The organism is Dactylosporangium sp. CA-092794 (assembly GCF_050948465.1).
Classification (GTDB): Bacteria; Actinomycetota; Actinomycetes; order Mycobacteriales; family Micromonosporaceae; genus Dactylosporangium.
The window spans coordinates 5,840,724-5,847,692 of record NZ_CP192044.1 but is presented as its reverse complement, the minus strand read 5'-3'; the positions used below and the strand labels follow the sequence as shown (position 1 = coordinate 5,847,692).

The 6,969-nt window shown below is 72.4% G+C and carries 1 pseudogene (cut by a window edge); it reads right to left on the bottom strand.

What is annotated here, in order from left to right:
* Nucleotides 1-322: 322 nt before the first annotated feature.
* A pseudogene (locus tag ACQPXD_RS24925) lies at nucleotides 323-6,969 on the bottom strand (type I polyketide synthase) (its annotated part continues 21,055 nt past the right edge of the window); the annotation flags it as partial.

Below are 6,969 nucleotides of genomic sequence, written 5' to 3'. Positions count from 1 at the left end.
TGCCGATCACCCACAGTTTCTTCGCTAGCGGCAAAGGGAGGCGTCATGACTGGCCGTACCGGTTGTCGATGAAGTCGAACAGGTCGGCGTCGGAGGCGTCCTGGAGCTGTTCGGCGACGTTCTCGCCATCGCCGTCGTCGTGCTGGATGTCGCGCCAGGCGGCCATGAGCGCCTTGAGCCGGCCGGTGACTTCGCGCCGGGCCTCCTCGCCGGGCAGCGTCACGGCGAGGTTGTCGGCGGTGAGACCGGCGAGGACGTTCTCGAGGCGGCTGAGCTCATCGAGGACGGACGGTCCGGGGCCGCCGGCACCACCGGAGAGTTCGGCGTCGAGGTACTCGGCGAGCGCCCGCGGTGTCGGGTGGTCGAACACCATCGTGGCCGGCAGCGTCAGCCCGATGGCGGCCGTCAGCCGGTTGCGCAGGTCGACGGCGGTCAGTGAGTCGAAGGCCAGCTCCCGGAAGACGACGTCGGGCGGAATGTCGTCGGGCCCGTGGTGGCCGAGGGCGGCCGCGGCCTCCTCCCGGACGAGCGTGAGGATCAGCGGGAGGCGCTGCCCGGCGGGGGTGTCGCCGATGCGGTCGAGCCAGGCCGAGTCCCCGGCGCCGCCGGCCCGTTCGGCGAGTGCGGCCCGCACGTCGGGCAGCTCGGTCAGCCAGGCCCGAACCCGGCCAGCACTGAGCTCGACCACCTTCCGCCAGTCGACATCGGCCACCGCCAGGTACCCTTCGCGGACCGCGTGCTCCAGCGCCGTCACCGCCAGCGCCGGGTCCATGCCCGCGACAGCACTCCGCCGGATCCCCGCGGCCAGCCCGTCGCCGGCCCACGCGCCCCACCCGATGGAGACCATCGGCGCGCCCTGAGCCCGGCGCTGCCGCGCGTAGGCGTCCAGGAACCCGTTGGCGGCGGCATAGTTCCCCTGCCCCGGCGACCCGAACAGGGCCGCCACCGACGAGAAGACGACAAACGCCTGCAAACCCAGGTCCGCCGTCAACGCGTCGAGGTTCAGGACCGCGTCGATCTTCGCCCGAGCCACCGTGTCGAACCGCTCCGGCGTCAACGACCCCAACACCCCGTCATCAATCACCCCGGCCGCATGCACGACCGCCGTCACCGGATACTCGGCCAGGACCGCCGCCATCGCATCGCGATCCGCCGCATCCGCCGCCACGACCTCCACCGGGATCCCGAGATCCGGCGCCGGACCACCCCGCCGGCTGACCAGGACGAGGCGCTCCGCCCCGTGCTCGGCCAGCCACCGCGCCACCCGCAGCCCAAGGGCGCCCGTACCACCGGTCACCAGGACCGTCCCCGAGGGCTCCCAGCCCGCACTCCTGTCGACCGGCGCCGGACGCAACCGCATCCCGTAGAGGCCGTCCGCCCGCGCCGAGACCTGGTCCTCGCCCGAACCCATCGCCGCCACCAACGACCCCGCCGGCGCACCATCCGCGAGATCGACCAGACCACCCCACCGATCCGGCTGCTCCACACCGATCACCCGGCCGAGGCCCCACACCTGCCCCTGCCACGCATTCGTGTCCAACTCCCGGGTCACCACCCACAACGGCACCGGACCCCACTGCCGCGCCACCACCAGCAACTCCACGGCACATTCGCGGCCCGGCGAAGCCAGCAACACGCCGCCGGCCACCTCCGGCACCGGGTCGCCCGGGCTCAGCCGCACCACCTCAGCGCCCGCCGCAGCCAGCTCCGCCGCGACGTCATCACCGGTACCGGGCGCCGCGATCACCGCCCACAGGCCCGACAACGCCACCGGCTGACCGGCGAGCCGGGACCAGCCGATCTGGTACCGCCAACCGTCCACCGTGGCCTTCGACTGCCGCTGCCGCAACGACGACAGCATCGGCAACACCGACCCCGCATCCTGCCGCTCAACCGCCGCCCAGAACTCGGCGTCGAGGGTTTCGAGCCCATGCGGTGCCACCCGCCGCCGAGTCTCGGGCCAGAACCGTTGGTGCTGGAAGGCGTACGTCGGCAGCTCCACCCGCCCGGCCACGGCCCCGCCGAGCAGCGCCGCCCAGTCCACGGTCCCACCATGCACATGGACCCCAGCGACGGCCGTCAGCAGCGTCTCAGCCTCGTCCCGCCCCGCCCGCAACGCCGGCAACCACACCCCGCCATCGGCCATCGCCGACAACGACCCATCCGGCCCCAACTCCAGGAAAATGTCCGCACCCAACGCGGACACCGCATCGTGATACCGCACTGCCTCACGGACATGCGCCACCCAATACGCCGGACCGGTCACCTCCGCACCGGGCGTACCCGAAACCACAGGAATCGACGGCTCACGCCACACCACACTGTCCAGCACGGTCGCGAACTCGCCCAGCATCGGCTCCATCAACGGCGAATGGAACGCATGACTCACCCGCAACCGCCGGGCCTTACCCCCTCGATCCCGCCACCGATCGGCCAGCCCCAACACCATCTCGGCCGCACCGGAAATCACCGTCGACCGCGGACCGTTCACGGCGGCTACACCCACATCGGTATGCCCGGCGATCAGGTCCATAGCCTCCTCATGCGATGCGGTCAGCGCCACCATCGCCCCGCCAGCCGGTAGCGCCTGCATCAACCGGCCCCGCGCCGCCACAATCCGCGCCGCATCCGCCAGGTCCCACACCCCAGCCACATACGCCGCGGTCACCTCACCAATCGAATGACCCGCAAGAACATCAGGACGGATCCCCCACGACTCCACCAAACGGAACAACGCCACCTGCACCGCAAACAGAGCAGCCTGCGTATTCGCCGTCTGATCCAGATCCCCGCCATCAGCGATCAGGTCACGCAACGGCATCCCCAAATGCCCGCACACCTCATCGAACGCCGCCGCGAACACCGGATACCGCCCATACAGGTCCAAACCCATACCGACCCGCTGACTGCCCTGACCCGAAAACACCATCGCCAGGCGACCCGGACCCGCCACACCCGTGATCGTCTTCGGGCCCAGCACCACCGCCCGATGCGCGAACCGCGACCGACCGGTGACCAGAGCACGGCCGACCCCGAGGGCATCGACCGACGACTGACCGGCCACGAACTCGGCCAACCGCCGCACCTGCTCACCCAACGCCGGCTCCGACTTCGCCGACAACAACCACGGCACCACACCGACCGACTCGGCCGGAACAACCGCCTCCGGCTCGACCTCCTCCAAAATCACATGCGCATTCGTGCCGGAAATCCCAAACGACGACACACCCGCCCGCCGCGGATGACCATTCGCCGCCCACGGCGTGGCCTCCGTCAACAGCGCGACCGCTCCCGCCGACCAGTCCACATGCGACGACGGCGCGTCCACGTGCAAGGTCCGGGGCAACACCCCATGACGCAACGCCAGGACCATTTTGATGATCCCGGCCGCCCCCGACGCCGCCTGAGTGTGGCCGATGTTCGACTTGACCGAGCCGAGCAGCAGTGGCCGGTCGGCGGGCCGGTCCTGACCGTACGTGGCGATCAGCGCCTGCGCCTCGATCGGATCGCCCAGGGCGGTGCCGGTCCCGTGCGCCTCCACCACGTCCACGTCGTCCGGGCGTACGCCGGCGTTGGCCAGGGCCTGCCGGATGACCCGCTGCTGCGACGGGCCGTTCGGGGCGGTCAGACCGTTCGACGCCCCGTCCTGATTCACCGCACTGCCGCGTACCACCGCGAGGATGTCGTGGCCGTTGCGGCGGGCGTCGGCGAGCCGCTCCACGACCAGCACGCCGACGCCCTCGGCCAGGCCCATGCCGTCGGCGCCGGCCGCGAACGCTTTGCAGCGCCCGTCCACGGCCAGGGCCCGCTGCCGGCTGAACCCGACGAACGCCGCCGGGGTCGACATCACGGTCACCCCGCCCGCGATGGCCAGGTCGCACTCGCCGCCGCGGAGGGCCTGGGCGGCCAGGTGCAGGGCGACCAGCGAGGAGGAGCAGGCGGTGTCGACGGACACGGCCGGGCCTTCGAGCCCCATGGCGTATGCGAGCCGGCCGGAGATGACGCTGGTGACGTTGCCGATCATCGCGTGTCCGGCGTTGTCCGCGGTACCGTCGCCGAGCAGGCTGGCGTAATCCTGCGCGGATCCGCCGATGTAGACGCCGGTGCTGGAGCCGCGGAGCCGCTGCGGGTCGATGCCGGCGTGCTCGACCGCCTCCCACACGGTCTCCAGGAGCAGCCGCTGCTGCGGGTCCATCGCCAGGGCCTCGCGGGGGCTGATGCCGAAGAACGCGGCGTCGAACCCGGCGACGTCGGCGAGGAAACCGCCGCGGCGGGTATAGCTGGTCGCCGGGTGGTCGGGGTCCGGGTCATACCAGGAGTCGGTGTCGAAGCCGCGGTCGGCGGGGAACTCGGCGATGACGTCGCGCTCATCGACGAGCAAGGACCAGAGCGCTTCGGGGGTACTGACTCCGCCGGGGTAGCGGCAGCCCAGGCCGACGATCGCGATCGGCTCGTCGGTCGCCGGGCGAGCCGCCTGGGCCGGCTCGGGCGCCGTCGCGCTCCCGGTGACCTCGGCGAGGAGGTGTCCGGCGAGCGCGGCCGGGGTCGGGTAGTCGAAGACGAGAGTCGCCGGCAGCGTGAGCCCGGTCGCGGTGCCGAGCCGGTTGCGCAGCTCGACCGCGGTGACGGAGTCGAAGCCCATGTCGCGGAACGCGGTGGCGCCGTCGATCGCGTGGCCGTCGGCGTGCTGGAGTACCACGGCGGCGAGGTCGCGGACCAGGGTGAGGACGACCCGTTCGCGCTCCGGTGCGGCAACGCCGGCGAGCCGCTGGGCGAGCGCGGAGTCATCGGTCGGCACATCATCATCCGGTACGGCGACCGGCCCGAGCCCGCTCAGCAGCGGACTCGGCCGGCGGGCGGTGAACACCGGCGCGAACCGCTCCCAGTCGGTGTCGGCGATCGCGACGAGCGTCTCGTCGTGGTCGAGCGCCTGCTGCAGGCCGCCGACGGCAAGCTCCGGGTTCATGAACCGCAGCCCGTGCCCGCGCAACACCTCCGGGGTGAGGTCGGCGGCCTTCTCGGTCGGCGACCACTGGTTGATCGCGGCCCAGACGCCCCACTCGACGCAGGTGACCGGGTAGCCGGCGGCGCGCAGGGTCTGGGCGTAACTGTCGAGGTAGGCGTTGGCCGCGGCATAGGCGCCGTGGCTGCCGCTGCCCCACACGCCGGCGATCGAGGAGAACAGGACGAACGCGTCGAGGGCGGCCGGGTCGAGCAGCTCGGCGAGGTGCCGGGCGCCGACGGTCTTGGCCCGCAACACCTCGGCGACGGCCGGCAGGCCGGTGTCGGCGAGCGCGCCGAGCTCGATGAACGCCGCGGCGTGGATGACCGTCCGGACGGGTTCGCCGTCGCGGTCGAGCCGGCCCAGCAGGTCGGCGAGGGCGGCGCGGTCGGCGGCGTCGCAGGCGACGATCTCCACCCGGGCCGGCCCGCCGGTGAACTCGGCGACGAGCTCGTCGGCGCCCGGCGTCGCCATCCCCCGCCGGCCGGTCAGCACGACCCGCCGGGCCCCGCCGCCGACGAGCCACCGGGTCAGGTGCAGGCCGAGGGTGCCGGTACCGCCGGTGACGAGGACGGTGCCGCCGGGCCGCCAGTGCCGGCGCGGGTTCGCGGTGCCGAGCCCGGCGCGGACGAGCCGGGCGGCGTACACGCCGGCGGCGCGGATCGCCACCTGGTCCTCGTCCGCCCATCCCGCGAGGACGGCGCACCAGGCCCGTTCGGTGCGCGGATCCCAGGCGGCGGGGAGGTCGACGGTGCCGCCGATGCGCTGCGGGTGTTCGAGGGCGGCGACCCGGCCCAGGCCCCACAGCTGGGCCTGGCCGGGGTTGCCGGGAACGTCGGAGCCGCCCGTGCCGACGGCGCCGCGGGTCGCCAGCCACAGCGGGGCGGTGCTGCCGATGTCGCCGAGGGCCTGGATGAGCAGCAGTGAACCGGCGACGCCGGCGGACAGACCGGCGAGTCCCGGGTACGGCCGTTCGTCCAATCCGAGCAGCGACACCACACCGCGCGGCGGCTCCGGTCCGGTGAGTTCGCGAAGCGTCGCGGCGACCGTTTCCCGGTCGGTGGCGGTCGCGTCGAGTTCGACGGTGGTCACGTGGGCGCCGTGGGCGGTCAGGATCGCGGTCTCGGTGCCGTCGTGGCCGGGTGCGGTGACCACCAGCCAGCGGCCGGAGAGGGCCGGCGCGGGCGGGGCGCCGAGCGGCACCCAGGAGATGCGGTACCGCCACCCGTCGACGATCGCGTGCGTCCTCGATCGCCGCCGCCACGTCGACAGTGCGGGCAGCAGCCGTTCGACGGCGTCCCGGTCCGGTTCGGTCATGTGCAGCTCGGCGGTGAGCGCGGCCGCGTCCTGGCGCTCGACGGCGGCCCAGAACCGCGCGTCGACGACGTCGCCGCGGCCGCGCTCGCCGCCGTTGACCCGCGGCCAGTATCGCCGCCGCTGGAACGCGTACGTCGGCAACTCCACCCCCGACGCCCCCACCCCACCCAGCACCGCCGCCCAGTCCACACCCACACCAGCCACATGCACCGCACCCAAAGACCGCAGCCACCGCTCCCGCCCACCGTCATCCCGCCGCAGCGTCCCGGCGACCACCAGATCCTCGCCCGCCTGCTCCACCGCCATCGCCAGCACCGGATGCGGACTCACCTCAACAAACGTCCGATGCCCCGCAGCAACCAGCCCCGCGATCACATCACCGAACCGAACCGTATACCGCAAATTCCGATACCAATACCCACCCTCACCACCCGAAGCCGCGTCCACAGTGGAATGAAACGGCACCCCACTCTCCTGCGGATCCAACCCGGCCAGATCAGCCTCAAGCCGCTCCCGCAACGCCTCCACCTGCACCGAATGTGACGCATAATCCACATTGATCCGCCGCACACCCAAATCGGCATGCGCCTCCGCGAACGCATCCGCCCCAGACCCACTCACCACCACCTGCGCCGGACCATTCACCGCCG